Source organism: Paenibacillus sp. FSL R7-0312 (assembly GCF_038004445.1).
In the GTDB taxonomy this organism is placed as follows: Bacteria; Bacillota; Bacilli; order Paenibacillales; family Paenibacillaceae; genus Paenibacillus_AQ.
On record NZ_JBBORE010000001.1, the window covers coordinates 654369 to 680759 of the forward strand.

Annotated in this window: 24 protein-coding genes and 1 pseudogene; 8 read left to right on the top strand and 17 right to left on the bottom strand. The window is 52.8% G+C overall.

Annotation, left to right across the window (positions count from 1 at the left end):
• Window positions 1-201: 201 nt before the first annotated feature.
• Complete coding sequence (locus tag MKX70_RS02710) at window positions 202-1197, top strand: alpha/beta hydrolase (protein WP_340841616.1); 996 nt, start codon at window positions 202-204, stop codon at window positions 1195-1197.
• Window positions 1198-1400: 203 nt separating this feature from the next.
• Window positions 1401-2582 (top strand): Fe-Mn family superoxide dismutase, encoded by a 1182-nt coding sequence (locus tag MKX70_RS02715; protein WP_340839527.1) that lies wholly within the window; start codon window positions 1401-1403, stop codon window positions 2580-2582.
• An 87-nt stretch (window positions 2583-2669) separates the two neighbouring features.
• On the opposite strand, the gene folE is transcribed toward MKX70_RS02715, so the two are convergent.
• From folE to MKX70_RS02740, 5 genes and pseudogenes are all read right to left on the bottom strand, one after another.
• Window positions 2670-3263 (bottom strand): GTP cyclohydrolase I FolE, encoded by a 594-nt coding sequence (gene folE / locus MKX70_RS02720; protein WP_039308661.1) that lies wholly within the window; start codon window positions 3261-3263, stop codon window positions 2670-2672.
• 54 nt (window positions 3264-3317) lie between these two features.
• Window positions 3318-3569, bottom strand: a complete 252-nt coding sequence (locus tag MKX70_RS02725; protein ID WP_042133331.1) for a YneF family protein — start codon at window positions 3567-3569, stop codon at window positions 3318-3320.
• Between the two features lie 101 nt (window positions 3570-3670).
• Window positions 3671-5442 (bottom strand): annotated as a pseudogene (gene queG / locus MKX70_RS02730) (tRNA epoxyqueuosine(34) reductase QueG).
• Between the two features lie 38 nt (window positions 5443-5480).
• Window positions 5481-6098, bottom strand: coding sequence for a signal peptidase I (gene lepB / locus MKX70_RS02735; RefSeq protein ID WP_081956359.1), 618 nt, complete (start codon window positions 6096-6098; stop codon window positions 5481-5483).
• 209 nt (window positions 6099-6307) lie between these two features.
• A complete protein-coding gene (locus tag MKX70_RS02740) occupies window positions 6308-6727 on the bottom strand; it encodes a GNAT family N-acetyltransferase (protein ID WP_039308670.1) in 420 nt (139 codons plus the stop codon).
• 469 nt (window positions 6728-7196) lie between these two features.
• On the opposite strand from MKX70_RS02740, the gene MKX70_RS02745 reads away from it, so the two are divergent.
• Window positions 7197-7805 (top strand): superoxide dismutase, encoded by a 609-nt coding sequence (locus MKX70_RS02745; protein ID WP_039308673.1) that lies wholly within the window; start codon window positions 7197-7199, stop codon window positions 7803-7805.
• A gap of 164 nt (window positions 7806-7969) precedes the next feature.
• Here MKX70_RS02745 and MKX70_RS02750 read toward each other — a convergent pair whose 3' ends face one another.
• Window positions 7970-8836, bottom strand: coding sequence for an SDR family oxidoreductase (locus MKX70_RS02750; protein WP_042232348.1), 867 nt, complete (start codon window positions 8834-8836; stop codon window positions 7970-7972).
• A gap of 221 nt (window positions 8837-9057) precedes the next feature.
• On the opposite strand from MKX70_RS02750, the gene MKX70_RS02755 reads away from it, so the two are divergent.
• On the top strand, window positions 9058-9651 hold the full coding sequence (locus MKX70_RS02755; RefSeq protein ID WP_042232345.1) for a TetR/AcrR family transcriptional regulator: 594 nt from the start codon (window positions 9058-9060) through the stop codon (window positions 9649-9651).
• Between the two features lie 163 nt (window positions 9652-9814).
• On the opposite strand, the gene mutY is transcribed toward MKX70_RS02755, so the two are convergent.
• Complete coding sequence (gene mutY, locus MKX70_RS02760; protein ID WP_340841617.1) at window positions 9815-11155, bottom strand: A/G-specific adenine glycosylase; 1341 nt, start codon at window positions 11153-11155, stop codon at window positions 9815-9817.
• A 137-nt stretch (window positions 11156-11292) separates the two neighbouring features.
• The gene (acpS, locus tag MKX70_RS02765) at window positions 11293-11685 is read right to left on the bottom strand and encodes a holo-ACP synthase (RefSeq protein WP_042232341.1); all 393 of its coding nucleotides are present in this window, start codon (window positions 11683-11685) and stop codon (window positions 11293-11295) included.
• Between the two features lie 166 nt (window positions 11686-11851).
• On the opposite strand from acpS, the gene MKX70_RS02770 reads away from it, so the two are divergent.
• On the top strand, window positions 11852-12670 hold the full coding sequence (locus MKX70_RS02770) for an alpha/beta hydrolase family protein (protein WP_042232338.1): 819 nt from the start codon (window positions 11852-11854) through the stop codon (window positions 12668-12670).
• A 112-nt stretch (window positions 12671-12782) separates the two neighbouring features.
• On the opposite strand, the gene nadE is transcribed toward MKX70_RS02770, so the two are convergent.
• From nadE to MKX70_RS02785, 3 genes are all read right to left on the bottom strand, one after another.
• The gene (gene nadE, locus MKX70_RS02775) at window positions 12783-13592 is read right to left on the bottom strand and encodes an ammonia-dependent NAD(+) synthetase (RefSeq protein ID WP_042232337.1); all 810 of its coding nucleotides are present in this window, start codon (window positions 13590-13592) and stop codon (window positions 12783-12785) included.
• A gap of 125 nt (window positions 13593-13717) precedes the next feature.
• Complete coding sequence (locus tag MKX70_RS02780) at window positions 13718-14152, bottom strand: BrxA/BrxB family bacilliredoxin (RefSeq protein ID WP_042232334.1); 435 nt, start codon at window positions 14150-14152, stop codon at window positions 13718-13720.
• Between the two features lie 176 nt (window positions 14153-14328).
• On the bottom strand, window positions 14329-15765 hold the full coding sequence (locus MKX70_RS02785) for a two-component system sensor histidine kinase NtrB (protein ID WP_052415943.1): 1437 nt from the start codon (window positions 15763-15765) through the stop codon (window positions 14329-14331).
• 445 nt (window positions 15766-16210) lie between these two features.
• Between MKX70_RS02785 and MKX70_RS02790 the strand changes: the two genes are divergently transcribed.
• Window positions 16211-17479 (top strand): BaiN/RdsA family NAD(P)/FAD-dependent oxidoreductase, encoded by a 1269-nt coding sequence (locus tag MKX70_RS02790; protein WP_042232331.1) that lies wholly within the window; start codon window positions 16211-16213, stop codon window positions 17477-17479.
• Window positions 17480-17558: 79 nt separating this feature from the next.
• On the opposite strand, the gene MKX70_RS02795 is transcribed toward MKX70_RS02790, so the two are convergent.
• Both MKX70_RS02795 and MKX70_RS02800 read right to left on the bottom strand, forming a co-directional pair.
• A complete protein-coding gene (locus tag MKX70_RS02795) occupies window positions 17559-18827 on the bottom strand; it encodes an ABC transporter permease (RefSeq protein WP_340839528.1) in 1269 nt (422 codons plus the stop codon).
• Entirely contained in the window at window positions 18806-19549 is a 744-nt protein-coding gene (locus tag MKX70_RS02800) for an ABC transporter ATP-binding protein (protein ID WP_340839529.1), read from the bottom strand. Before MKX70_RS02800 ends, MKX70_RS02795 begins: the two co-directional genes overlap by 22 nt.
• Window positions 19550-19951: 402 nt before the next feature.
• Here MKX70_RS02800 and MKX70_RS02805 point away from each other — a divergent pair, with 402 nt between their 5' ends.
• Complete coding sequence (locus tag MKX70_RS02805; protein WP_039309924.1) at window positions 19952-20419, top strand: MarR family winged helix-turn-helix transcriptional regulator; 468 nt, start codon at window positions 19952-19954, stop codon at window positions 20417-20419.
• Between the two features lie 125 nt (window positions 20420-20544).
• On the opposite strand, the gene MKX70_RS02810 is transcribed toward MKX70_RS02805, so the two are convergent.
• From MKX70_RS02810 to MKX70_RS02820, 3 genes are all read right to left on the bottom strand, one after another.
• Window positions 20545-22050, bottom strand: coding sequence for an MDR family MFS transporter (locus tag MKX70_RS02810; RefSeq protein ID WP_445323638.1), 1506 nt, complete (start codon window positions 22048-22050; stop codon window positions 20545-20547).
• 18 nt (window positions 22051-22068) lie between these two features.
• Window positions 22069-22638 carry a GNAT family N-acetyltransferase gene (locus MKX70_RS02815; protein ID WP_340839531.1) on the bottom strand — a complete coding sequence of 190 codons (570 nt, stop codon included), beginning with the start codon at window positions 22636-22638 and terminating at the stop codon, window positions 22069-22071.
• A gap of 171 nt (window positions 22639-22809) precedes the next feature.
• Window positions 22810-23109 carry a hypothetical protein gene (locus MKX70_RS02820; RefSeq protein WP_039309934.1) on the bottom strand — a complete coding sequence of 100 codons (300 nt, stop codon included), beginning with the start codon at window positions 23107-23109 and terminating at the stop codon, window positions 22810-22812.
• A 221-nt stretch (window positions 23110-23330) separates the two neighbouring features.
• Here MKX70_RS02820 and MKX70_RS02825 point away from each other — a divergent pair, with 221 nt between their 5' ends.
• Window positions 23331-23810: a GAF domain-containing protein gene (locus MKX70_RS02825; protein WP_340839532.1), complete on the top strand. Its 480-nt coding sequence runs from the start codon at window positions 23331-23333 to the stop codon at window positions 23808-23810.
• A 139-nt stretch (window positions 23811-23949) separates the two neighbouring features.
• Here MKX70_RS02825 and MKX70_RS02830 read toward each other — a convergent pair whose 3' ends face one another.
• Window positions 23950-26382 carry a glycogen/starch/alpha-glucan phosphorylase gene (locus MKX70_RS02830; protein ID WP_340781105.1) on the bottom strand — a complete coding sequence of 811 codons (2433 nt, stop codon included), beginning with the start codon at window positions 26380-26382 and terminating at the stop codon, window positions 23950-23952.
• Window positions 26383-26391: the final 9 nt, after the last annotated feature.

Here is a 26391-nt window from a genome sequence, read left to right on the forward strand (position 1 = left end):
AACCGCTCAATTCATTGACTTTGTAAGGGCATAACCATACGATTAAATATATGAAGTATTTATGCTATTCAAACTTAAGCTTATGCTTCCCAAGCAGTTACACTGCAAAGTAGTCTCATAGGAAGCGGATGTTCCACAAAACTTTTAGGAGGGGACCTTATGGATCTTGTAACAAGTCACCCCGGCTCGCCGGTCTCCCGTATGCCTAACGAGGATAAGCCTAATTCCATACCTATTATTTCACTGCGGATGATACGCGTTAAGCATATTGTCGTAGCTCTGCTGTTATCTGTGTTCTTCTTCTTATTATTCTGCTTCATCGCCCTGCACGGCTATATAGCTTGGGTGCTCTCGAACCCTACTGTAGCCCCCCTCTACTCTAACCCTTATCTTGCCAAAGGGCTGGCGTATGAGGAGATCACCTTTCCGGCAAAGGACGGCAGCCGTATCATGCAGGGCTGGTATATTCCTTCAGAGGGAGCCAAGAAGACCATTGTCTTCAGCCATGGCTACGGTGCTAACCGCGAGGAAAGCTGGGTTCCCATGTACGACCTGGCCCATTATGCGCACAGCCTGAAATTTAATGTGGTCATGTTTGATTACGGCTTTGCTTCCAAGATCAATAAGGATATCGCTACCGGCGGCAAAAAAGAATCCCAGCAGCTCCTTGGGGCGATTGAATATGCCAAGGAAAAGGGGGCAAACGAAATTGTAGTCTGGGGCTTCTCCATGGGCGCTGGTACCGCGCTGCAGGCGGGTCTCGTAACCAAAGACGTGGATGCAATGATTCTGGACAGCACCTTCCTGCTGGAGCCGGATACACTCTATCACAATATCAAGCAGAATATAGATCTTCCCCGCCAGCCTTCACTGGAGATTATGGAGCTGTTGTTCCCGGTATTGAACGGTACAGGGCTGAATCAGATTCCCTATTCCAAGGTGAAATCCGAGGACTATCCGTTCCCGGTACTCTTCATGCACGGTACTATGGACGAGAAGGCCCCTTATCCGATTGCCGAAGAACTGGCCGCGAACCAGACCAACCCTTACTCCGACTCATGGATTGTGGAGGACAGTCATCATGAGCTGCTGTTCCGTGAGCATCCGCGCGAGTACCTGCGCCGTGTCTCAGCATTTCTCGGAAATGTCCAGCTGGCCCGCATCAGCGGGGACAACGGAAGTCAGGCCAGCAAGTAACCACAAGTAGAAACAGAAACGTTCTATACCTATATTGGATTGAATAAGCATGCGCAGCTGTATTTCCTTATACATGCTGTGCATGCTTTTTTGGGGTTTGCTCACCATTGTGCCTTAGGCCACAACGAATACCGTTACATAAGCGCACTCTCCCGGTCATATAATGAAGCGTTGAAAATTCAGGACGGGGGGGACTGCATGCTATGCAATATGTATCCGGTGCGCCGCTGCCAGTGCACATTCTAGGGGAAATCGCTTTCTGGAAAAAACAAGAGAAGGAACATGCCGAGGTTCTTATCCAGCTTACTCCAAACCTGGAGGAGCCTTATGTCAAGCTGCTCCAGGAATGGACAGTTGTCTTCCTGGCTACGGAGCAGGCGGCGTGTCACCTGCTCGGAAGCCCACAGGCTCCGGCCTACGGCGGTCCGGGAAGCCTTACCGCCGAAACAGAGCTGCTGCTTCATACAGCCTGCAGCCAATCCAGTGAGTTCATCCGCCAGCTGAAGGCTATGGTCGAGGCTAGCCAGGCCATGAGTGTCTCCCCTCTGGCCGGTGTTGTAGTGAAACATTTTATCTGCGAATCGGAGTATTTCCTTGCCGTGCTTACGGCGCTCACCGCCCCGGGATATGGCGCCGGCGCCGGGATGATGCGGCAGAGCCCTCTAGAGCAGGATGAACCGGCTGCTGTGCCTGCGGTGTCCCTAAGTGAAGATCCTCCCCAGGAAACGGCTCCTCTGTGGGAAGCCCGGGAATTAGGGCCGGTCCCGATCGGCGGGCACACACTGCCCCCGCTCCCTTATGCTTATAATGCGCTGGAGCCGTACATTGACGAGAAGACGATGATTATTCATCACGACAAGCACCACCAGAGCTATGTAGACGGACTCAATAAAGCAGAGATTAAATTGGCGGAAGCCCGGAAGAACAACGATTATGATCTCGTTAAACACTGGGAGCGGGAGCTTGCCTTTAATGGGGCGGGCCATTATCTGCACACGATCTTCTGGAACGTCATGTCCCCGCAGGGCGGAGGCCGGCCATCCGGAGCACTGCTGGATGCCATTATACGCAGCTTCGGAAGCTACGATGCCTTCAAGGCCCAGTTCACTGAAGCGGCCAATAAAGTGGAGGGCGGCGGATGGGCTATCCTGGTCTGGAGCCCGCGCAGCCGCAGGCTGGAGATTCTGACTGCTGAGAAGCATCAGAATCTGTCCCAATGGGATGTTGTTCCGCTACTGGCGCTGGATGTATGGGAGCATGCCTATTATCTCAAGCATCAGAACAAGCGCGCGGATTATATCCAGGACTGGTGGAAAGTCGTGAATTGGCCTTACGTAGCCGAGCGGTACAGCGCCGCCCGTAAGCTGGTATGGCAGCCTTTTTGAGGTCTTTCCCCAAAAAAGCCCGGCGGCCACTCGAAAGTGGCCGCCGGGCTTTGCCTTGCACAAGTCAGGGAATATTAGTCCCGCGTACTATTCTTTGATCAGAGCAAGAAACTCAGCCCGGGCAGCAGCATCCTCTCGGAAAGTGCCCCGGGTTGCCATGGTTACTGTCTTGCTCCCGGGCTTCTTCACACCCCGGGCACACATACACAGATGCTCTCCTTCGACAACCACCATAACACCGTGCGGATTCAGCACCTCGGTCATGATGTCGGCGATCTGGGCAGTAATGCGCTCCTGCACCTGCAGGCGGCGGCTGACCGCTTCCACGAGCCGGGCCAGCTTGCTCAGTCCGGCAATCCGCCCGCTGGGGACATAGCCAATATGCACTTTGCCGAAGAAAGGAGCCATGTGATGCTCGCACTGGCTGTAATAGACGATATCCTTCACAATGACAAGCTCTTCATGAGACTCGTCAAAAGTAACGCCTAGCGCTTCGCGCGGATCAATCGAATAGCCGCCAAATATCTCTTCATACATCCGCGTGACTCTAGCCGGTGTTTCCAGCAAACCTTCGCGGCTGGTATCTTCACCAATCAGTTCTAATATTTTCTCAACATGATACTCGATTTGCTCACGGTTTACAGAAACCTTCCCGTTCATGTACTCCTTGATGCTCCCCATGAAATCTCCCCCTTCCGCACCACCAGCTGACTCTTATCTATTTCTCTATCCTGATTATTTCTTCTTGCGGGCCTGTCCTTTGGCTGCCGCAGGCGCACGCCCCGGCTGATTGCCGTTCTTCATCATCTGCTGGGCACGCTGCATTTGCTTTCCGTTCAGGTTATATCCCATTTGCTTAGCAACCTTCTGCAGCATTTCGGGATCATTCTGCATCGTTGTCATTTGTCTGCGCAGATAATACACACCGATAAAGAATCCGCCGATCAGACCTACAACAAGCGTAATAATAGGCAATGCAATATTCATCTGTAATCCACCTTTGTACTCTATTGTCTGGCAATGCCCTTAAGGCACGCGAATCTATCATAGCATTTCAACAACTGGACAGCAATTGGCAAATCCCGTGATCAGAAGAGATAGGTGCCGCTTGTATCAGGCCCCGCCTGCTCCGCTTCCAGCTGCAGCAGCCGGCTTTTGATTCCCAGGCCTCCGGCGTAGCCGACGAGCGAGCCTCCGGCACCTATAATCCGGTGGCAGGGTACAATGACCGGAACCGGGTTGCGGTTATTGGCCCCGCCAACAGCGCGTACTGCCTGCGGATTGCCAATCCTGACCGCAATATCCTTATAAGAGGCGGACTCCCCGTAAGGCACGCTGAGGAGAGCTTCCCATACCTGGCGCTGAAAATCCGTTCCGCGCGTATCCAGCGGCAGACTGAAGCTCTGCAGCTCCCCGGCGAAATACGCTGCAAGCTGCCGCTCCGCCTCGGATAATCTCCTGGCATCCGCATAAATCCGTGCAGCGGGTCCCAGCTGTGCCTTCACCCAGCCTGCGATAGTGTCCGAGTTCGCATCATAGGTGCCGAACTTGATCATGCATAGTCCGGAAGCTGTAGCGCATAGCGTCAAAGGGCCAATGATTGAATCGATCTCCTTATAATAGAGCGAAGCTTCCGCCCCTTCGCTGCTCTCTAGACGGTGATTCATTCTCCTTCCGCCTCCTTCTGCCCCAGCAGCTTGTCCTGTGCCCGGCTTAGCATTCCGCGCACCGTAACGTCCTCTTCCTTCTGCAGTGCCTGTTCCACGGCTGTGAGGGCTTCACTGCCGCCGATGCGGCTTAGGGCCCAGGCGGCAGTCCCGCGCATCTCCGGCCGCGGCTCCTGCAGCAGAATCTCGGTCAGCTTCGGTACGGCAGAAGCTTCCTTGAAATTGCCAAGCGCGATTACCGCATTGCGCTGGATAGGCTTTTTGCCCCGCCATGCAGCTGAGCTGCTGCCGAATTTCTCCTTGAACTCACGATTGCTCAGATCCAGGATCGGCATCAGCAGCGGCTTCACGATCTCCGGATCAGGCAGCAGCTGCGGGCGGTGATTCCAGTTCTTGCCGCGGTTATGGGGACAGACAATCTGGCAGGTATCGCAGCCGTACAGCCGGTTCCCGATCTTGGTCATATAGTCCTCACTGAGGAACCCTTTGGTCTGTGTCAGGTAGGATATGCAAGCCTGGGCGTTGAGTTGTCCCGGACCGACCAGTGCGCCGGTAGGACAGGCGTCGATGCATTTCGTACAGTCCCCGCAGCCTTCCTGCACCGGCTGATCCGGAGGCAGCGGTATATTCGTCACCATTTCCCCGAGATAGATCCACGATCCCCATTTGGGGGAGATAATCGCGCAGTTTTTGCCGCTGAACCCGATGCCCGCCCGCTCTGCAACCGCCCGGTCAACAAGAGCGCCCGTATCCACCATACTCTCCAGTACGGCATCCGGAATACGCTCGCGGATGAAGTTCTCCAGCTTCGCCAGCGCTTCACGGAGTACATGATGATAGTCCTGCCCCCACGATGCCCTGGCCAGTATACCTCTGCGTGCTCCGGGTTCGGACTTGGGCGGTTCCTCCATTTTGGAGGGATAGGCTACAGCAATTGCAATAATAGAGAGCGGCTGCTCTCCCGACTGCAGCGCCGGAACCGTCCGCTTGTCCAGATCCGGCTCCTCGAAGCCCGAGTCGTACCCGTTGTCCCTATGTTCCTGAAGTATATTTTTTAAATATAAAAACGGCTCTGCGGTGGTGAACCCGATATCGTCAATACCGAGCGCCGGCGCAGCAGCCTTGATTGCAGCCTTGAGATCCTCCCACTTGGAAGGCGGCGGAGCATAAGGTGACTGGAAGTTAGAATTCATTTCCGCCTCTCCTTTATTATTAGGTCTATACAAATCCCTTACAGGATTCTCATCTTAGCTACAGGCCACCAGATCAGGGATGCCTTCCCCACGATACTCTCCTGTGCAACGGCGCCGAAATAACGGCTGTCCTTGCTGGCCCCGGCATGGCGGTTATCCCCCATCACAAAGTAGGTACCTTCCTGGACAGTCAGCTGACTGAAATCCGGGTCTTGAATGGCCGTATCGATATAAGGCTCATCCACTACTTTACCATTAACGTAAAGCTGCTGGTCCTGAACTTCCACGATATCCCCGGGGATACCAATAATCCGCTTAACCAGGTACTCCTTACGGTCCGGACCTGTACTGGGGTCATGCAGAACAACAATATCGCCCCGGCCCGGATTCCCGAAGCTCAGTGCAATCTTATTAATAATCAGCTTCTCCCCTTCATAGAGGGTTGGCTGCATGGATTGGCCAATCACAGTAGACACATTGAACACAAATATATTAAGCAGTGACATGATCGCGAATACAATCCCCGCAGTGATGATCCACTCCCGCATATCCTTAAGCCAAATTCTTCTCGATTCCCGCTTGGATTTGTTATGGGTGACTGATCTGTATCGTTGTTTGCGGCTCCGCATGAATTCTTCTTCAAGCTCCCGGTTCATAGGCCACCTACTTGCTTCGATTGGGTTTATAAGTCCATAACAATAGAAAAGCATATCTTCCGCCCATTTGCAATGCAATGGACACTGGGAAGATATGCTTTAGTATAATGAAACAGACTATGCAGGTGTGATCTTATTCTAAAGTACAGGCTGCAATAGTTCTCTACTCTACCAATTGTTTCCGCTTACAGCACCGTTTCAAAAAATAATTACCCGACAATGCTCAGCTTGCGTACAGATTTGAAGATCTGGTCCTCACCATAACCCATGGCCTCATACAGCGGCAGTGCGAAGGAATTATGCTCATCAACGGCTACATAAATACCGCTGACCTTGCGTGCCTGGAATCTGTGTTCCATCGCCGATACGAGACTCTTGCCGACTCCTCTGCGGCGGTATTCAGGATGGACGGCAATGCGGAAATAACAGCCGTGGTTCTTCTCAATCGTACCAATCAGTGCGCCGATGATTTCTCCTTCATCCTCTGCAACTACAATGAGATCTGAATCCCATGAAAGCTGCCTGGAGAAGGGCTCGATCGTGCTCTCGAAACATTCTTCCGATAATGCGGTCTGCAGCAATTCAGTCACTGGAGTAACGTCGCTTAATTGAAAGGAACGAACGTGCATACTTAAAAGTCTCCCTTTTCTATGGCTTAGAATTTTACAAAAAGAAGGAGTTTCCATAACAGTGTAAAGAGGAAAAAAGCATCAAAAACCGAGGAATACCTGCTTTTAAATCTATTAAAACACACTTTTCTCCCGATATCATCAATTTTCTTTTGAAAGCGCTTGATATGAAGCGTTTTCATTGAATAAAAGTTCATTTTTTCATGATTAAGGAAATTATCGCACTCTCTTAAGAAGTTTTATAACTTTAACACACCCATAACATTTGTAGTGAACTATAGATGAAAAAACACTTTATAAACAATAATGTTTGTTTAATGTTGCATTATTGTTCCAGATACGGTTTAATAATAAGTATCTCAACGGATATATAACCTATAAGCCACATCGGAAATAAGGGGTTTTGACGTCAAGACCGCCAAAATTCTTTATCTATACAAATTCTAATATACTCAGGAGGGATTTTTCCATGGCATTTCAATTACCGGCACTTCCTTATCCAAACAACGCTCTTGAACCACACATCGACGCTTTGACGATGGAGATTCATCACGACAGGCACCATAACACTTATGTGACGAACCTGAACGCCGCACTGGAAAAAGCACCTGAACTGCAAGACAAGAGCATTGATGAGCTGCTGACTGACCTGAACGCTGTACCTGAAGCTATCCGCACTGCTGTTCGCAACAACGGCGGCGGACATGCCAACCACACCTTGTTCTGGGAAGTTATCGGACCGAACGGCGGAGGCGCACCCACTGGCGCTCTGGCTGCTGCAATCGACAGCGAACTGGGCGGATTCGATAAGTTCAAGGAAGACTTCGCTACTGCAGCTACTACACGCTTCGGCAGCGGCTGGGCCTGGCTCGTCGTGAAAGACGGCAAGCTTGCTGTAACCAGCACTCCTAACCAGGACAACCCGGTCAGCGAAGGCGCAACTCCAATCCTCGGCCTTGATGTATGGGAGCATGCTTACTACCTGAACTACCAGAACAAACGTCCTGACTACATCAAGGCGTTCTGGAACGTAGTGAACTGGGAAGAAGTCGGCAAACGTTACGAAAGCGCAAAATAACGAATTGCGGCTTTGATGCCGCAGCATTATGGTATAAAGAAAAACCGGGAGCACCCTTGTGGGTGGCTCCCGGTTTTTTGTGTTTTGGGGGATGAAGCAGGAAGTATCTTGCAAGGTTTCCAGACCGTCCTCTGACCCTAATTATAGATTTCCACATCAGCAAATCAACCGTGTTGATGAGAAATTGACTCTTTCAAGAGCTCTCTAATATTCATCGGGGGTCGTCCGATCAGGTTAGACAGTGTGGTACTCGCTTGCGCGAATTCTCCATTCCGGCTCGCAAGAAACATCCCCATGAGCATGTTAGCCCTATCCTCAGGTTGACCTTGGGATTTTAAATGGTCCTGATATTCTTCATCCGACACAACAATTCGGCGTAGTGGGCGGCCGGTAATCTCCGAGGCAATAGTCGCGAGTCCATCCATATCCATCGCCTCGCAGGCCGTAAGATTAGGAGTTAGGCCGTCGAATTTCTGCTCCATTAGGATAGCCGCCGCAGCTTCGGCCAAATCGGGGTGAGATGTCCAGGCAACCGGACCGTCCTCAGGAGTAATCAATTCCCCTGTCTGGATTGCTCTTCCGATCAACATCCCCGCTAATGTTGCGTAAAAGCCGTTACGTAGCGACGTGTAGGCCATACCTGAAGCTTTCAGTAATTCTTCTGTTGCAGCATGGTTGAGCATAGGGGGAAAGTACGAGTTCGGGGAAGAACCTATGTGACTTGTGTACAGCACCCGACCGGCACCAGCCTTCTTTGCCGTTTCAATCGCTGTTTGATGTTGACGAATCCCTCCCTCTCCCATGATGCCGGACGATACGATGAGAACCTGTGATGCTCCTTCGAAGGCGTGGAGAAGACTATCGGCATCGTCGAAATCACCCTGACGGACGCGAACTCCACGATCCTTAAGATCCTGTGCCTTATTCAGATCCCGGACACTCACAGCAATCTGCTCGGCCGGAGCACGCTTAAGCAGCTGCTCTACCACCGCCCTGCCCAATTTTCCGTTGGCTCCTGTAACAATGATCATGACAACACTCATCCTTTCTTTACTCACACGAATGGGTCCATCAAACTGATGATAATAATGCAGTGTTGTCTACACATATAAGGGCGTGTAAAATACACTTTATAAAAAAAGTATAAGAAAACTGTGCATTTTGGACTACCAGCAAAAGGGCCTTTTCGTTGCCTTAGCAACATTTCATGTAATTTTGTTGGTTTTAGGTTCATCAATAAGGGAGGTAGAGTATGATTGTGAACCTTAACGATCCTCGAGTAAAACGAACGCGTCAATTATTAATGCAGGCCTTCACGGAACTACTCGATCAAAAGAGGAATATCTACTCTATTTCTGTGCACGATATTACGACCAGAGCGACAGTTAACCGCGCTACCTTTTATGCCCATTTCGAAGATAAGTTTGCTTTTCTCGAGAACTGGATGCTGGACAAATCCCAAATCATCTTGAAGAAAAGATTACCCCACGAATCAAAATTTACTTTCGACTGTCTGCCAACCCTCATCCAAATCGTATTCGAATTTCTTACCGGATTTAGACAGCATATAACTCCAGGAGACAAGCAGTTTGAACCGATGTTTGAGATCGCAATGCAAAAGGAAGTTCATCAGCTCCTGCTCAAATGGTTAAGGGAGGATGCCGTTACCGGGGTTTCGCAAGAGAAACTGGAGGCTACATCTCTAGTCATAAGCTGGGGCATATTCGGGTCGGCCTTGCAGTGGAGCCGGAACCCCCAAGGTCGCAAGGCGGAAACAATGGTAAAAGAGGTTTTAGAGGTTGTAGGGGCCAGTTTGGCACCTGTTTTGGAACGAAGAACGGAATAAGGACCGTGCAGGAAGGCATCCTCATTCTGCACGAATGGCAAGAGGGATCTGATAAGCAAACAACAGAGTGAAAAAGGTTAGAAGCCCCTTCCTGTTACTACGGAAGGGGCTTCTGGGAAATTCAATTACCGTTACTTGTGGTACGGTTCAGCAGATGAGGGCCTCAGTTACCGGACTTCCCCTCCTGCTCATCGAAATAAGCGTTGAGCAGCTTGAGGAACACATTGGGAAAGGCGTAATTCGCCATATCGCTGCGGCTGATCCAGCGTACTGCACCTGCGTCCTCGGGATGGCCGCTTCCGTCCGCGAACCGCTCCGCCGGGACGGGCTCTTCCACGAACAATCCTCCGGAGGAGGACGGTTCGGGCGGCACCGTGCCGGTACTGTAAACGCCGGCCGCAGCTTCGGCAGCGCCAGAAGCGGCTGCACCCGTGGACTCAGCTGTGCTGGCTGCGCCGTACGGGGCCCGCCCTTCCGCAGCCAGCGGCAGGGCCGCTTCTTCCCTGCAGCGGTACACCTGCAGGGTCCAGACAATATGGCTGAATGTGTGCTCCGCAGCCATCCAGTGCCCCTCAGGCCGGGCGAAGATCCCGGCCTGAAGCAGGGACCGGCGCAGCCGGTCCTGCGCTGCCTTCTCCGGCAGCAGCGCAGCGGAAGCGCCGCCCTCCGCAGGCGGCGCCGGCCAGTGCGGCAGCTCCCACATGCGGGCCAGGAGCCCGCTGGATGGCCGCTGCCGGATGAGGACCCGGCCCGCGTGCTCGCCGCGGCCCTCTATCAGGGCTGCCAGCCGCTCTTCCGGGCGCGGCGGCTTGGCCTTGGTCTTAACGGGCAGCGAGGTCTCGCAGCCCGCGAGGCGCGCTGAGCAGTGCTCCATCACCGGGCACAGCAGACAGCGCGGTGATTTCGGCGTGCAGATCAGCGCGCCAAGCTCCATCAGCGCCTGATTGAAGTGCGAGGCTTCCCCTTCGGGAATCAGCTCTGCCGCCAGGCGCTCCATTTTGACGCGGGTGGGGCCTTTGGCGATATCATCCTCAAGCAGGAAGTATCGGGACAGCACCCGCATAACATTGCCGTCCACAGCGGGCTCCGGCCGGTTGAAGGCAATGCTGAGAATAGCTCCAGCCGTATAAGGCCCTACTCCCTTAAGCCCGAATACGGCATCGCGGTCATTGGGAACCTGCCCGCCATACTCTTCCTTCACCTGCTTCGCGGCATGCTGCAGATTCCGGGCGCGTGAATAGTAACCAAGCCCCTCCCAGCACTTCAGGACATCCTCCTCCGGTGCATCGGCCAGTGACTCCACCGTAGGGAAACGCTCGATGAACCGGTTGAAATAAGGAATGACCGTATCGACTCTTGTCTGCTGAAGCATAATCTCCGAAATCCAGATGTAATAAGGATTGCGGTGACGCCGCCACGGCAGATCCCGCTTCTGCCCATGGTACCACTCCAGCAAATTACGGCTGAAATAGGACTTGGCTTCCTGCTGCTCATTTGTAGTCATCATTAATCTCCTTGCTTCTATATTGAATGTATCTATATTCCGCGATAAGCAGGCTCGTCCCCTTATTGCGTATGGTTTCCCCCGTATAAATACCGCTCTGCGAAGCGGCAGGGCAGGATTCGGCACTCCGCAGCAGCTTAGTTTACCTGCTCCACTACGGCAAAAGCTGAAGCCAGATCCCCGCTGTGTGTAATGGCCAGATGGATGACAGGGCGGCCGCCCGGCAGAAGCAGCCGGTCCCAGGCCGCCTCCGACAGTGAAACGACCGGTTTGCCCTGGCTGTCCGGCAGAATTTCAATATCCTGAAATCCCACCTTCGCGCCGATTCCGCAGCCCAGTGCCTTCACTACTGCCTCCTTGGCGGCAAAACGCCCCGCAGCGAATTCCGCTGCCTTACCCTTCCGCCCTGCGGCCAGCTCAAGCTCACGCGCTGTAAGAATGCGCTGCAGAAATCCGTTTGCTTGTCCGCTTGACAGCAGAGCCGTAATCCGGCGGATTTCCAGCACATCATTTCCGATTCCATAAATCACTATATCCACTCCTTAGCTGGACAGGCAATATGCAATTACTGTAAAAAACCGCCCTATCCTTACCTGCTTTAATAATGGTATGATCTTCTTGAACATTATTCATAAACATTATAAATAATACAACCTTCAAATCCGTTTCAGATTATATAGAGAGGGGATTTACCCGATGACCCGTAATTTCCAATTGCCCGCAGGAGAAGATGCTGTACTCCGCTGCTCGCATTTCCCCGCCCGGGATAAGGCTAAGAGCCTGATTGTTATCGCCCACGGTTACAAGGGGTTTAAGGATTGGGGGATGTTTCCTTATGCTGCGGCAGCCCTCAGCCAGGAGCATGAGGTCATAACCTTCAACTTCTCACATGCCGGAATCGGCGAAGATCTGCAGAATTTCACGGAGCTTGAGAAGTTCGCCCGCAATACCTATACCCGTGAGATCAAGGATATGGAGATCCTGCTCTCTTATCTCAGCCAGCACCACAAATTCGGCAGCCTGCCGTTATTCCTGCTGGGCCACAGCCGTGGCGGCGGAGACAGCCTGCTGTATGCGCTGGACCATCCGGGAGAGATCACCGGAGTGATCTCCTGGAACGGCATTACCGACCTCGACCTGTTCACGGAGGAACAGAAGATTGAGATGAGGCGCAGCGGCCGGACCCATGTGCTTAATGGCCGGACCGGCCAGCAAATGCCGCTGGATGCCGTATTGCTGGAAGACCTGGAACAGCATGCCGTGCGCTACAACCTGCTGGAACGGATGACAACGGCCAGCTTCCCGGCGGTTCTTATTCAGGGAAGCCAGGACAGTGAACGGCTGCGCCGGGGATCAGAGCAATTAACGGAGCTCCGCCCGGATATCCGCTGGGTGCAGATTCCCGGCGGCAATCACACCTTCGGAACCGTGCACCCGTTCGAAGGAGCTACCCCGCAGCTGGAGGAGGCAATATCCGCCTCCCTGGAGTTTATTAACCAGATCCTGGCCGGCTAAGCTTACAAGTTAGGCAGCGCCTCTCCAGCATTACTATATGAAAGCCAGAACCGCCGGGAATTCTGCGAAATGAATGCAGCTTCTCCGGCGGTTCTTTTATTCTTCTGACTGCTTATATTCCAGGGATTGCATCCCGTTTATGCCCCGTTCTGCGGTAGTAGGCTTCAAGCTTCCCGGCGACCTCGGGAGATACCGCTTTGCCCTCCAGATAGTCACTGTTGTCATCATAGGTGATCCCAAGCTCAGTTTCATCCGTCTGGCCCGGCCAGAGGCCGGCTGTCGGTGCTTTGGTCACGATATCGGCCGGTACTCCAATCGCCGCAGCCAACTGCCGCACCTGCCGTTTATTCAGTGAAGACAGCGGTGTAATATCAACCGCACCATCGCCCCATTTGGTATAGAAGCCGGTGATGGCTTCAGAGGCATGGTCTGTTCCTACTACCAGCAGATTGTTCTCGAAGGCTAGTGCATACTGCATAACCATCCGCGTTCTCGCCTTCACATTTCCTTTACCCTGATGGGTGATGTGGCGGTGCTGTCCCAGCGCCTTCAGGCTATGCTCTACCTCCAGCGCGATCTCGTTTACAGCTTCTTCAATATTAGTCTCTACCGTATGCTTCAGCTCAAACGCCTTGGCCACCGCGTAACTGTGCTCAATATCCTCCTGCTCGCCGTAAGGCTGGAATACACCGAGTGTAATATACTCTTTGCCTTCCTCTGCCGTCAGCTCGTCCGTAGCCTGTTTGCATAGACCCGCAGCCACTGCACTGTCCACTCCTCCGCTGATTGCAATCAGCAGCCCCCTGGCACCCGCCTGCAGCGTATATGCTTTCAGGAAATCCACACGTTTGCGCACTTCCGCTCCGGTATCAATCACCGGCTTAACTCTCAAGGCCTTAATAATCTCTTCCTGGATTCCCACTTCACACACCCCTTTTCTCATATCTTGATCTGTCCGAAGGGACTCAGGTGCCTATATGTTCAGAAAAAATCCCGCATGAGCCTAGCCTCCGGCTGATGCGGGAATATCCCTAACAGAAAATGAGCTTACTGGCACAGACGATTGAAAACTTCCTTCAGCTCAGCAGCAATTTCAGCAGCCGAACGGTCTTCAACGCCGTGACGTTCGATGAAATGAACAAGCTCGCCGTCCTTCATCAATGCAATGGATGGTGAAGATGGCGGGTACGGAGCAAAATACTCACGCGCCTTGGCTGTAGCTTCCTTCTCCTGGCCGGCAAATACCGTGAACAGGTGGTCGGGGAGAATTTCGTTCTGCAGCGCCTGGGCTACACCTGGACGGCATTGGCCGGCGGCACAACCGCAAACGGAGTTAACGACCACAAGTGAAGTTCCCTTAATGGCTGGAAGAGTTGCTTCAACTTCATCCGGAGTCAGCAGCTCCTGAAATCCGATACTCGTCAGATCATCGCGCATAGGCTGAATGGAATCCTTCATATATTGATTAAAAGACATGGACATTTCTCTGCACTCTCCTTTACCCTTTGAATAGTTGTCAGAACCCGGATAACATCGCCGCGTTACTGTACTACTTGCTAACTTTATTATACATACATACTCAGTGAAAGCAAGAGAAGCAGCCTGCCTCCAAGCCGTTATCCGGCAGCGCTATATGGCATAGTTCGAGCCTTGAATCCCTAAGAATAGACTTCAATCTCAGCGGGTTCCTTCTCGGGCTCAAAGGGGATCGTAACGATGACCGAGGTTCCTTTTCCCACTTCGGATTCCACATGAATGGTTCCGTTATGCCGTTCGGCGATACTTAAGCACAGCGGGAGCCCAAGTCCTGTACCCTGACTTTTGGTTGTGTAGAACGGGGTGAATAATTGCTTCAGCTGGCTCTGCGGAATACCGCTTCCCGTATCCGTGATGATCAGCTGCGCGGTATCTTCCTGCTCACAGGTTTCCAGCGTCAGCACACCCTTGGCGTCCATCGCCTCCATGGCGTTGCGGGCCAAATTAAGAATCAGCTGCTTGATCTCCCTGACATTCAGCCGCAGGGGCGGCAGTGACGGGCTAAGCTTCAGCTCAACACTCTGGCCGCGAAGATTGGCATCTGCCCAGATTAAGGGGGTAAGCTCTTCCAAAATCAGCTCCAGCTGGACCATCTCCTTTTCCGATACCCGGCTCTGGGCCAGTGACAGAAAGTCATTGATGATACTGTTGGCCCGGTCCAGCTCTTCCATAACAATATGATAGTAGGAGTGCAGGTCCTCCGGACTCTTCTCCCGCATCAGCTGCAGAAATCCGCGCACTACCGCCATGGGGTTGCGGATCTCGTGGGTAATCCCGGCAGCCATCTGCCCGACCAGTGTCAGACGTTCAACATTATCAAGCTCGCTGCGGATTTTCTCCTCTTCCGTAAGATCCTGTATAATCATGACAATGCCGCCCGGAACACCGGACTCATGCTTTAGTGGCGCAGTAAATATATGATAGGTCATGGAATCATAATTGATCTTGGCATTGGAGCGCTGCTTGTTCAGCAGAATTCCCCGTAAGCGTTCATAGATTTCCCGATCCATGCTTTTACCGAAGACCTGGTCTGCCGGCTGGGATAATATAATCTCTCTGGTTAAATGGGGGTAATGGCGCTGTATCAGGCTGAGCATATATTCATTCAGCTCTGTCACATATCCGTTGTCATCAAACGACATAATATTCAGCGGCACCACATTGGTAATCTGCTGCAGCTTCTCCGATTCCCACTGGAATTTCTCGGAGATTCCTTTCATCCGTTCCTTGACCTGCAGCCTATCCCAGGCCGTTTCAATATATACAATAAACAGTCCGCCCAAAATAACAGCCGTTAATAAATACACCCCTAACAGAATCGCTTCAGTGGGGGGTGTGTTAAGAATAATATGCCCTTGCATCCTAGGTGCAATTACAATGAACAGCATACTGGGAAATAAGGCGCCCCACAGCATGCCGACTTTATGGATTAGGGTGGCATGCTTAAAGGGCTTGGCCATCCCAAACAACAGTGGATAGAGCAGGCCTCCCGTATTTAATATGAGATGTTCAAATCCTGAAGGAACCGAGAATAGTGCAGTGCAAAATATGAAATACATTGCCAGGTAAGCTCCTGAACGAAAAGTCCCGTACAAGATCCCTATATACGCCGGAAGGATAGCCAGATTCAGATACACTACTCCGAACATTGTAGTCGACAAGGCCATACACAATGTAACCCCGAGTGCACAGCATATTATCAGAAAAGTCTGGTCATCCGGAAATCTGCGGTTTCTGCGTGTGAAATGGCCCTGATCTAAACGCCACTGAAACAGAAACAGGAAGGTGCACGCAGCCGATATTTGCAATAAAATATCCTTAACCGCATGAGTAATTGCAATCACTCCCCAATTTGGACAATATACCCTATCCCCTTAGATTAAAGCACAACCGCGCACTCCTGACAACGACAAACACATCAGATTTCTCCGGGCCTGGCTACACTCCGGCTGGAATGGTATGATGCCGTTAGAAGAGTGTTGCAACATGTAAAGGAGCAGAGTTATGAGTAATTATGATGTAATCGTCATTGGAGGCGGACCGTCCGGGTTAATGGCCAGCGTAGCCGCAGCCGGACACGGGGCGGCTGTATTATTGGTTGATAAAGGTGCCAAGCTGGGGCGGAAGCTGGGCATCTCAGGCGGCGGGCGCTGCAATGTTACTAACATTAAGGAAACTGAAGAGCTGATCGCCCATATTCCGGGCAACGGCCGATTTTTATACAGCTCGTTCGATCATTTCAACAACCGGGATATTATTGAGTTCTTCGAAGCCCTCGGTATCGCCCTGAAGGAAGAGGACAACGGGCGGATGTTCCCTGTATCGGACAAGGCTGCAAGTGTTGTCTCCGCGCTGGTTGGCAAAGTGCGCAGTCTTGGGGTGCAGATTATGACAGACAGTCCGGTGCGCGAGGTTATCTATGAGGACGGTGCGGTCACGGGCGTACGTCTGGAATCGGGAAAAGCCTTCAGTGCCGGGGCCGTTATTATCGCTACCGGCGGCAAATCCGTGCCGCAGACCGGCTCTACGGGTGACGGCTATCCGTGGGCCGCTGCTGCAGGACATACGATCACGGAGCTATTCCCGACGGAGGTCCCAATCCTTTCAAGGGAGGAATGGATTAAATCCGGTGAGCTGCAGGGCTTATCCCTGCGTGACGTGAGTCTTACGGTCTGGAATCCCAAGGGCAAGAAGGTGATCTCCCACCGCGGAGATATGATCTTCACTCATTTCGGGCTGTCCGGCCCGATCGCCTTGCGCTGCAGCCAGTTCCTGCGCCAGGTTCAGAAGAAATCAGGTATAGATACCGTAGAGTTGTCTATCGACCTCTTCCCCGACCTGACTCTGCAAGAGGCAGAGAACCTGCTGCTGAATAAGCTGGAGCTGGAGCCCAAGAAGGCCATCCGCAATTCACTGAAGGGCCTGCTGCCTGAGCGCCTGATTCCGCTGCTGCTGGCCAAAAGCGGACTGGACGGTGAGGTTACAGGGCATCACCTGCCGCGGACCGGTCTTCAGGCACTGGCTGCCTTGCTGAAGCGGATGCCGGTACTGGTCTACGGAACGCGTTCCCTGGCGGAAGCTTTTGTGACTGGCGGAGGGGTGAATCTGAAGGAGATTGATCCGAGAACAATGGAATCAAAACTAACGCAGGGGCTGTATTTCTGCGGCGAGATTCTGGATATTCACGGATATACCGGGGGCTATAACATTACTGCAGCCTTCTCGACCGGATACACAGCCGGCAAACATGCGGCCGCGCAGCCGCGCGGATAAGCAGCCGCTGCGGTTCCCGGGCTCATTCCTGTAAATAAATAAGCCTTCCTCCAGGTTACGGAGGAAGGCTTATTGTATGTTATCTGGCAAACCGCATGACACTGAATATACGGGCGATCCAGATGGCTGCCGCAGCGCCTACCGGTATAAAGAGCAGGAGCCCCCACCAGCCATACACGGGGATGCAGACAACGGCTGCACTGAGGACTGCAAACGGCATTAATAGAATCGGCATAGCCTTGGAACCGGCATCCGCCTTCTGTGCTTTGGTGAACGGCAGAATACCGATGTAGTCATCGCCGGAGAACAGCAGCCAGAAGGAAGACAGCCAATACGCCATCAGTGTAGTCAGGATGGCAAACAGCAGCCACTTCAGAACCACCGGCACAATAAAGATGGCCACAAGCGCCACGCCGGTAAACGACAAATACAGCTTGAAATGGGCCGGATTGCGCAGCATCGCTTTGACCGCTGCCGCCGAGAAGCGGCTCTCTGGTTCCTTGGAGGCCAGCAGCGGCTGCGATTTGCGGAAGATCCACGGTTTATACCTTGTAGGCCGCGGCTTATCCAGTACACCGCGCAGCAGAATGGCCGCTATCTTCATCCGCTGCTTGTAGTCTTCGCGCACATCGTTCATGAAGGTGCCGCGCAGCCGCAGACGGGCCCTGAACACTATGGCTGCGATCACGGCGAATCCGCCAGCAGCAATGAACAGCAGGACGGGGCTATCCTTCCAGAGGATTGCCAGACGCAGATAGACTCCGCAGGGCACCGTGACAGCCGGAATCAGCCACAGCCAGCGGCGGAAGCCCTGCCGCTGTACCTTAACGATATGGCCCAGCAGCTTAACGGACCAGCTGCAAGTTACCGTCAGCGCGAGCAGCCCGTAGGCCCCTGCCGCACTGACTCCGAACCCTTTGATTAGAAACGGCAGCAGAACGGCAACAGCCGCCCCCATCTTCAGCGTGGTTACCGCAAGGCTGTAGACCATTCCCCGCAGGATAATGGTGCTGATCCAGTTCTGCCGCTGTCTAAGAAACAGCGAGTCACCTTCCTGCAGCAGCAATACGATTCCTCCAGTAGCCAGCAGAATGGCCAGCAGCGCAGGTACGAGCAAATAGGGGACAGAGCTGATCCATGCTGGCTGCTCCCCGTTCCAGTAACCATAGTAGAAGCGTCCGCCTAGCAAGCCTCCCGGGATAATAATATACAGCAGGACGGTCCAGTCCACAGCTGTACGGATAATAGTAGACTGCTCACGGAAGTGGGAAGCCAGCCGGCGCCGGAAAAGAGCCGCAGCTGTAGGAAACGCAAATGAATTCCTGCTCATGTTAATTCGTCGAAGCAATCAAACAACGACCCCTCCGGCAGCCCTGCATCTCCGCGTATACCTTCCAATGTGCCCTCGGCAGCAATTCTGCCGCCGGAGATCAGTATGAAGCTGTCACAGATTTTCTCCGCTGTATCCAGAACATGCGTAGACATCAGCACACCGGCTCCACGTTCGCGCTCCGCCTCAAGCAGGCGCAGGAAATCCTTGGTTGCCCGGGGATCAAGCCCGATGAACGGCTCGTCCACGATATAGACATCGGGCTGGACCAGAAAGCCCAGCATCAGCATCATCTTCTGCTTCATGCCTTTGGAGAAGCCGGCAGGCAGATCATTGCGTACGCCTTCCATGCCGAACTGGATCAGCAGCCGCTCCGCTGTAGTTTCAAAGGTATCATAGCTTAGCCCGTAGGCTGCGGCCGCGAGATCAAGATGCTCCCACAGTGTCAGATCTTCGTAGAATACCGGCTGCTCCGGTACATAGGCATAGGACTTGTTCTCGCCGCCCAGCTTCACCTTGGCCTTGGCATGCTTCAGCAGACCGAGCAGAGTCTTGATCGTGGTGCTTTTGCCGGCGCCGTTCGGTCCGATTAATCCAAGCAGCTCGCCCTTACGCACCTGAAAGGAAATCCCTGATATCCGTATATCTCCTGCTTCATAACCGGCTTCCTCAATCACAACATCAAGCACGACATCCTCATCGTCTTCACGCTCTTCGTAATAATTCGTAATCTGGTTCATATGACTCTCCATCTCCTAGGCAATCGTTCATAGTAATGCGATCATAACACCATAGACGGGTCTATGCTGCAAAAAATTTCACCACCGCTATCTGTCAGCGGCCTGGTCTCTATCCCCATTATACGAATTACCGGGGACAGACCTCAAATCCGCGCCGGATACCGCTATTTTCAACCCTGTGCTACAGCTTTGGTACGATCACCATGTGAAAATCGTGTGAAATCCGCAGCAGCTATGCACCTTCAAAAAATTGTTTGATTTTTAATAATTAAAAGTGTGCTTATTGTGACAAATGACATGTTCTTCATTCTTTGTTTGAAGTAATGTAGAGCTAGATCAAGAAAAGCAGTATTCCAAACCGTGCGGGGAAGCCCGTACGATTAACAATAGAGGTGGAGAAGCATGATACAATCTTATGAACGCGATACTCAATTGACACTGCATTTGTACAGGGTTTTTGCCAAGTCTTTCAAGAGCATTAACGAACACGCCGTTACCGGCAGCAAGATTGAAGGTTTCAATCCTACAGCCTTCGCCGTTATGGAGGTCCTCTATTATAAGGGGGCACAGCCTATCCAGCAGATCGGCGCCAAGCTTCTGCTGCAGAGCGGCAACGTTACTTACGTAATCGACAAGCTGGAAGAACGCGGCTACCTGCAGCGCAAGCCCTGCCCGAGTGACCGACGTGTGATTTTTGCCGAGTTGACTGTAGAAGGCGAACGCCTGATGAACGAGATGTACCCGAAGTATTCGGAACGCCTGCATCTGGCTTTCAGCGGACTGAGCGATGAAGAAAAGGAACAAATGATTATTCTTCTGAAGAAGATGGGCCTGCAGGCTGAGAAGCTCTCCCCGCTTCCACGCAAATAAGCGCAGTTAAGGCAGATATGGTTGTGAATCTATTCACTAACCTGCATGATATAAAGATAACAAAGCGGCAGCGTAATCCGGATGGATGGCGCTGCCGCTTTGTTATGAACAAGCAGGATTGAAGATTACGGCTTGGACACGGTACTTCCCTCTTGAATGGTTGGCAGCCCTTTATTAAGCCCTGCAGAAATAACCAGGGAGGCCACAGCAAAGACCGCCATCACAATGAAGAGCGAGTGCAGGCCGCTCTCCAGCGCGCCGTGCAGACTGCCCCAGGCCTCAGCAGACAGGGTACTCCCGCTATGCGGGTTAAGCAGTTGGTTGATATCAGCCCCTGTAGCAGCAGCCCCAGACTGTTCCGCCAGCTTCCTGTCGATATTGTAGTTCAGCCACGACCCGAAGATCGCCACCCCCACCGTCTGTCCGAGTGAACGGGTGAAGGTATTCAGGGCCGTTGACGCACCGCGCTGCTCATGCTGTACAGAGGATTGCGCGATAATCGTAAAGACTGTAGAAGCATAACCAAAACCTACGCCGCAGAACAGCATCAGAATCAATAGCAGCAGCTGGGACGAATCCCCGTTCATCAGAGTCAGCCCTACCGCTGCAACAACAATCAGCGACAGCCCTAGCATCCCTGTACGGCGGGTACCCGCGCGCAGAATCATTCTTCCGCCAGCGATAGAGCCGAGCATCCAGCCCACCGACATCGGGGCGAGAAGCAGGCCCGAGAGGGCCGCGCTTTTGCCGAAGACGCCCTGCACCCACAGCGGTACGTACGTAGACAGCCCAATAATTAAGGTGCTGACCATCAGGTTAGCTCCTGTAGAGACAGCGATATTGCGGATAGAGAAGAGCTCCAGCGGCAGCATTGGCTCGGGAGCACGGCGCTCCACGAACAGGAACACGGCCAGCAGCACAGCAGCCCCCGCTAAGATAGCCAGCAGCAGCGGAGAGTTCCAAGCCAGACTCTGCCCTCCCGCCGTAAGACCAAAGAGCAGTGCTCCCATTCCTGCCGCGAACAGCAGCACTCCAGCCACATCAATTCTCGTCTTGCGCCGGACCTTCTCTTCCTTGAGATACCGCGAGATGAATATAATAGATAGCAGCCCAAAAGGCAGATTAAAGACAAACACCCAGCGCCAGCTCAAATAATCAACCACGTAGCCGCCAAGCAGCGGTCCTACGAGGGAGGAAATCCCCCATACCGAGCTGAGCAGCCCCTGAGTCTTCGCCCGTTCCTTAATGCTGTAGATATCCCCGATAATCGTAAAAGTCATAGGAATGAGCGCACCCGCCCCGATCCCCTGTATCCCCCGGAAAATAATCAGCTGCTGCATACTCTGTGAAATCCCGCATAACAGCGAGCCTGCCAGAAAGACCACAGCCCCGCCAATGAACACAGGCTTGCGGCCAATCAGATCACTTAACTTACCAAAAATAGGTGTCGTAACGGCCATAGACAGCAGATAAGCGGTGAATATCCAGCTGAGCCACTGCATTCCCTGAAAATCGCCGACAATGGCCGGTCCCGCCGGTCCCGTGACCGTCCCTTCGATTGCAGCCAGAAAAGTGGCCAGCAGTACTCCAATTAAAATTAACTTGCGTTCAGTTTCACCAGGTGACTTCAATGAATCCAAATCCTCTCTCTATGTTCTCAGGGCCCGCACTTTCTCTCCTTGCAGCAAGGAATACATCCTTACATCCTGATAGCCGGAAGCCGTATGCCGGTACTGCCGAAGCAGCCCCTCCTGCCGGAAGCCGAGCCTTGTAATCAGCTTCTCAGCCCGGATGTTGTCAGGATGGCATAAGGCTTCAATCCGGTTCAGCCCCATGCTGCCGAAGCCGAAGTCCAGCATAAGCTCCAGCGCTTCCCGCATATACCCCTGACCCATGGCGGCAGGTGACAGCTCGAAACCGATCTCCCCCCGGTAAGCACCCTCAAGCTGCCAGTGATTATAGCCGCAGCTTCCGATAACCTCCCCATCCAGCCCCAGAATACTCCAGCGTATGCTTTCTTCTTCCAGGGCCATCTGTGCCAGCAGAGCAATCAGTGCTCCCGCTTCTTCTGCAGAGGACAAGAAAGGGGCGTCCAGCCAGGGCGCAACCTGGGGATGGCACCAGATCTTAAACAGCGCTCCTGCATCTCCGGCAGCCATAGCCCGGAGCCGCACTCTCCGGCCGGTTAATTCCGGAATGACTCCGCCACATGTATACATCTTCCCGCCCCCTTTCATCCTAATAAGTATACATCAGGGTGTAAGCATTCCCTTAAGCGAAATCTAACATGAATCCGAATTCCACACAAATAGCGCCTGCTCCACGCGGCTTGCTCCCGCGCGATCAGACGCTGTACGTTTCCTGAACATGAATGGTTACTTGATGTAGAATTAACCCGATGTACCCGCAGCCTTAACCGGCTTGAGCACTTCGGTACATAGCACTCCCAGCTTGGCCTGAATCGCTTTGAATTCCTCTATCCCCGTTCCGGTAATGCTGTATGCCTCACCATGAGCCGTGAGAAAGTTCTCCTGGGTCAGCCGTTCCAGCTCCTGTTTCACTTCGCGTTCCGCTACCCGGTACCCCAGATCCTCCAGCTCCGGCTGCATCTCCGTCAGTGTCAGATTCCTCTCATGTGCGAAATATAGCATATGGATTCCAATAAACAAGTTCTGTACGTCGGCGCGCATATTCCACTCCTTCCGGCTATAAGCCTTCGGTATATTTATAAAAGCATTACCCTGCCCGGGGTTGCCGGAAACATCCGACCGGAGATAATTCATACATCTTCCTTATTTTCCACTAACCGGATAAATCCGTTATTGCTTGACGTATTGCGCTCCGCTGTACTATCTTGTTAGTTAACAGTTATGGATTCATACTGACTCAAGGTACAGGAAGGTGATGCTTCATGTTTCAAGCCATGCCTTATGATGGCACCCGCAGCGAACGGTTTGAAGCCGTTCTAAGCCAGCTCGGGGCACTTATGGAGGGCGAGCCCAATGCTATCGCCAACTTATCCAATGCTTCGGCTCTGTTAAAGCTCTCTCTACCGGACACGAATTGGACCGGTTTCTATTTATTTGACGGCAAAGAGCTGGTTCTGGGCCCGTTCCAGGGACTTCCGGCATGCATCCGTATTCCACTTGGCCGTGGCGTATGCGGAACAGCGGCTGCGGAACGCCGTACCCTTGTCGTAGGCGATGTCCATGCCTTTCCGGGGCATATTGCCTGTGATGCTGCCTCGAACAGCGAAATCGTAGTTCCGCTGGTTAAGGGGGATGCCCTGTACGGCGTACTGGATATCGACAGCCCGCTCAAACACCGCTTCGACGATGAGGAACGCCGTTTCCTTGAACGGTTCGCAGCCATGGTATCCGAGGTGCTGTAATTCTCTTCCGCTCCTTAAGCCTGAGCATGAAGAAGCCGCTCCACTGCAGGAATGTCCTGCTGATGGAGCGGCTTCTTCATGTGCAGAATTAGTACAGGCTGAAGCTCCTACTCGCGGAGATTCAACCTGTAGCTCAGCGTTATACCTGGACCGGATGGATATGCCAGATCTCGGAGGCATAGCGGGCAATCGTATTATCACTGGAGAATTTGCCGGAATGGCCGATGTTGATAATTGACTTCTTAAGCCATTCCTTCTGGTTGCGGTAGGCCAGGTCAATCTTGACATGGGTCTCCACATAACTGGCGAAATCCTTGAGGACGAAGAACTCATCATTATTATCAAGCAGCGACTGGTAGAGCGTATCGAATTCCTGGGCATGAGCGCAGAACGGTCCAGGCACAATCAGCTGATCCAATACTTCCTTCACCCGGCCGTCGCCATTGTAGATATCGCGGGCGTGGTAACCGCCGTACTGGTAGTAGTCCATGACCTGCTCTGCCCGGAGACCGAACAGGAACATGTTATTATCTCCCACCATTTCATGCATCTCTACGTTGGCTCCGTCCATTGTCCCGACGGTCAGCGCACCGTTCATCATAAATTTCATGTTCCCGGTACCGGAGGCTTCCTTGCTCGCTGTAGAGATCTGCTCACTCACATCGGCTGCCGGAATAATCTTCTCCGCCAGTGATACCGAATAATTCTCCAGGAAGAAGATGCGGATCTTCCCGTTAATGTCCGGGTCCTTATTCACTACATCAGCCACCGTATTTATCAGCTTAATGATCCGCTTAGCCAGATGATAACTCGGAGCCGCCTTGGCACCAAAGATGAACGTACGCGGTACGATGTTCAGCGAAGGGTTGTCTTTGATCTGATTATACAAATGCATAATGTGCAATACATTCAACAGCTGGCGCTTATACGCATGCAGCCGCTTCACCTGCACATCGAAGATAGAGTCGGGGTCCACCCGGACACCGTGCTTCCCGTAGATGTAGTCAGCCAGATGCAGCTTGTTGCGGCGTTTGATTGCAGCCACCTGCTCCTGGAAGGAGGTATCCTCACTGTATTTGATGAGTCCGATCATCTCCTGCGGCTGATGAATCCAGCGGGTGCCGATCGATTCGCTGATCAGTCCGGCCAACTCAGGATTGGCATGCTGCAGCCACCGGCGGTGTGTGATGCCGTTGGTCTTATTATTGAAGCGGTGCGGATACATCTCATTGAACAGGCGCATCTCACGCTTTTGCAGAATTTCCGTATGCAACGCCGCTACGCCGTTTACGCTGTGGCTGGCCACGATGGCGAGATGCGCCATCCGGACCTGATCATCATGAATGATCGCCATCTGATTGATCCGGTCCTGATCGCCTGGATATTTGCTCATCAGTTCGCCGCAGAAACGGGCATTGATCTCATCAATGATAAGGAAGATGCGCGGAAGCAGCTCCTTAACCATGCCAAGCGGCCATTTCTCCAACGCCTCGCTCAGAATGGTATGGTTCGTATAAGATACCATGCGTGTGGTCATGCTCCAGGCTTGATCCCAGCCAAGACCGTGTACGTCCATCAGGATACGCATCAGCTCGGGGATAACCAGTGTTGGGTGCGTGTCATTAATGTGCAAGGCTACCTTATCGGGCAGGCTGTCGATCGGAGCACCTGTCTTGGCGAAGGTACGGAGAATACTCTGCAGTCCAGCACTACACAGGAAATATTGCTGTTTCAGGCGGAGAAGCTTGCCTTCGTATTGTGAATCGTCCGGATACAGGAATTCAGAGATTGATTCTACGGAGCGCTTGTACTCCAGGAACTTGTGATAATCTGTCCCCCCTAGCGCACCGAATACTCTCGAAGGCTGCGTGATCGACTCTGCACTCCAGTTGCGCAGTGTATTCACATGCCTGCGGTCTGCCCCGATAACAGGAATGTCATACGGAACGGCTCTCACGGCTTCATAGTCCTTATGCTCAAAGAACAGCTCATCGTTCTCCCAGCGGGTATCCACATGTCCCCAGAAATGCACTTCCACCTGTTTGTCTTCACGGCGGACTTCCCACACATTATCATTCTGCAGCCAGTAGTCCGGCAGCTCTACCTGATATCCGTCTACAATCTTCTGCTCGAACAGGCCGTATTTATAGCGGATGCCGCAGCCATGCCCTGCATATTGCAGTGAGGCGAGCGAATCCAGGAAACATGCGGCCAGACGGCCCAGACCGCCATTGCCCAGCCCTGCATCCGCTTCAACCTCCTCGATATCCTGCAGGCAGAAGCCCAGCTCCGAGAGACCTTCACGGACAACCTCCAGCACACCCATATTCAGCAGGTTATTGCCCAGAAGCCTGCCGATCAGAAACTCCATGGAGAAATAATAGACCTGCTTATCCTGATCGATCTTGAACTTCTGATTGGTGTCCGCCCAGTTCTTGCCGGCATTCTCGCGGATCATATTACCGAGGATATTGTAAATATCGGCGTTTGAAGCTTCCTCCAGCGGTTTGCCTAATTTCCCGATGAGTTTCTCGCGGAACACTTGTTTGAAAGTCTCTTTATCGTTGAACAACAGCAGGTT